Here is a 2,455-nt window from a genome sequence, read left to right as displayed (position 1 = left end):
TGGGCGCCCCCGCGTACGCGGCGATCGGCACCGGGCGGTCCACCGGGCCGAAGCTGTTCTGCGTGTCGGGCGCCGTGGACCGGCCCGGCGTCCACGAGCTGCCGTTCGGCGCGACGCTCGGCGAGCTGCTGGAACAGGCCGGTGTGCGACAGGGGCTGCGGGCGGTCCTCCTCGGCGGTGCGGCGGGCGGCTTCGTACGGCCCGACGAACGGGACATCCCGCTCACCTTCGAGGGCACGCGGGAGGCGGGCACCACGCTCGGCTCGGGCGTGGTCATGGCCTTCGACGACACCGTCCCGCTGCCCCGGCTGCTGCTGCGGATCGCGGAGTTCTTCCGGGACGAGTCCTGCGGGCAGTGCGTGCCCTGCCGGGTCGGGACCGTACGGCAGGAGGAGGCGCTGCACCGGATCGCCGAGCGGACCGGGGCCGCCGCGGCCGACGACATCGCGCTGCTCAGGGACGTCGGCCGCGCGATGCGGGACGCCTCGATCTGCGGTCTCGGACAGACCGCGTGGAACGCCGTGGAATCCGCCATCGACCGTCTGGGGGCGTACGAATGACCGTGATACCGCTGGGTGTGCCGCGGCGGCTGCTGGAGTTCACCCTCGACGGGGAGGAGGCGCGCGTCCCCGAGGGCTCGACGATCCTCGACGCCTGCCGGGCCGCCGGCAAGGACATCCCGACCCTCTGCCAGGGAGACACCCTCACCCCGAAGAACGCCTGCCGGGTCTGCGTGGTGGAGGTCGAGGGCGCGCGCACCCTCGTCCCCGCCTGCTCCCGCCGCGCCGAGCCCGGTATGGAGGTGCGGACCGACACCGAGCGGGCCCGGCACAGCCGCCGGATCGTCCTCGAACTCCTCGCGTCCTCGGTCGACCTGTCGACGACCCCCGAGGTCGCGGGGTGGATCAAGGAGTACGAGGCGAAACCGGACCGCTTCGGCCCGGACGCGGCCCGCCTGAACGAGGAGCCGAGGATCGACAACGACCTCTACGTCCGCGACTACGACAAGTGCATCCTCTGCTACAAGTGCGTGGACGCCTGCGGCGACCAGTGGCAGAACACCTTCGCGATCTCCGTCACGGGGCGCGGGTTCGACGCGCGGATCGCCGTGGAGCACGACGGGCCGCTGACCGACTCGGCGTGCGTGTACTGCGGGAACTGCATCGAGGTGTGCCCGACGGGCGCGCTGTCCTTCAGGTCGGAGTTCGACATGCGGGCGGCCGGCACCTGGGACGAGTCGGCGCAGACCGGGACGACCACGGTGTGCGCCTACTGCGGAGTGGGCTGCAACCTCACGCTCCACGTGCAGGACAATGAGATCGTGAAGGTCACCTCGCCGCACGACAACCCGGTGACCCACGGCAATCTGTGCATCAAGGGCCGCTTCGGCTACCAGCACGTACAGAACCGGGACTGATCGGCACCGGTCGGGACAGGGGCAGGACATGGGACGAGTCACAGAACGACGCAAGGTGATCCGCATCCGGGACGGGGCGATCTCCACGCGCCCGGACACGCTCGTCGCCGAGGAGCCACTGGAGATCCGTCTCAACGGCAAGCCCCTCGCGATCACCATGCGCACTCCCGGCGACGACTTCGCGCTCGCCGCCGGGTTCCTGGTCAGCGAGGGCGTCCTCGCCGAGCGGTCCGACCTGCAGAACATCGTCTACTGCGCGGGCGCCACCGCCGACAGCTCCAACACGTACAACGTGGTGGACGTGCGGACGACCGCCGGGGTGGTGATCCCGGACATCACCCTCGAACGCAACGTCTACACCACGTCGTCTTGCGGGCTGTGCGGCAAGGCGTCCCTGGACGCGGTCCGTACGACGGCCCGCTGGCCCATAGACGACACCCGCGGCGGTGACGCTTCCCCGGTCCGCCTCGACCCCGACCTGCTCGCGGGCCTTCCCGACCGGCTCCGCGCGGCCCAGCGGGTCTTCGACCGGACCGGGGGCCTGCACGCGGCGGCCCTGTTCACCGAGGACGGCGAGCTGCTCGACGTACGGGAGGACGTGGGCCGGCACAACGCGGTGGACAAGCTGATCGGGCGGGCACTCCAGAACGGGTCGCTGCCCCTGTCACGGACCGTCCTGCTGGTGTCGGGGCGGGCCTCCTTCGAGCTGGCGCAGAAGGCGGTGATGGCCGGGATCCCGGTCCTGGCGGCGGTGTCGGCGCCGTCGTCACTGGCGGTGGACCTGGCCGCCGAGACGGGGCTGACCCTCGTCGGCTTCCTCCGGGGAGCCTCCATGAACGTGTACGCGGGTGAACACCGGATCGCCCTGCGGGCCACGGCCACCCAGGGCGGCTGACCGGCTTCCCCGCGACACGTCGGCGGAGCCCCACACGGCGGGGAGCGCCCCCTGCGCCGGGGGCTCCGCCGGTTCAGCCGCCGGGTACGCGCCGTTGGGCCACTGGTGCGTTGCCGGGTGCGGGTGGGTGGGGGCTGATCGCG

3 protein-coding genes are annotated in these 2,455 nt (G+C 72.1%); all 3 read left to right on the top strand.

Annotated elements, in window-relative coordinates; translation table 11 throughout:
* Positions 1 to 560, top strand: a 560-nt coding sequence (locus tag AOK15_RS38065; protein WP_205632297.1) for an NADH-ubiquinone oxidoreductase-F iron-sulfur binding region domain-containing protein, incomplete at its 5' end; no start/stop codon positions are given.
* Positions 557 to 1,417, top strand: coding sequence for a 2Fe-2S iron-sulfur cluster-binding protein (locus tag AOK15_RS38060; RefSeq protein ID WP_055523384.1), 861 nt, complete (start codon positions 557 to 559; stop codon positions 1,415 to 1,417). The genes AOK15_RS38065 and AOK15_RS38060, both read left to right, overlap by 4 nt.
* Before the next feature lie 28 nt (positions 1,418 to 1,445).
* Positions 1,446 to 2,312, top strand: coding sequence for a formate dehydrogenase accessory sulfurtransferase FdhD (gene fdhD, locus AOK15_RS38055; RefSeq protein WP_055523381.1), 867 nt, complete (start codon positions 1,446 to 1,448; stop codon positions 2,310 to 2,312).
* Positions 2,313 to 2,455 lie beyond the last annotated feature (143 nt).

Origin of the sequence: Streptomyces ossamyceticus, from assembly GCF_001418475.1 — a bacterium.
GTDB lineage: Bacteria > Actinomycetota > Actinomycetes > Streptomycetales > Streptomycetaceae > Streptomyces > Streptomyces ossamyceticus.
Note: the sequence above shows the minus strand (reverse complement) of the source record. Positions and strands in the feature narration are given on the sequence as shown.

Excerpts from the sequence above, each read along its gene's own strand:
- AOK15_RS38060 (WP_055523384.1), top strand. The coding sequence starts at position 557 with ATGACCGTGATACCGCTGGGTGTGCCGCGGCGGCTGCTGGAGTTCACC.
- fdhD (WP_055523381.1), top strand. The coding sequence starts at position 1,446 with ATGGGACGAGTCACAGAACGACGCAAGGTGATCCGCATCCGGGACGGG.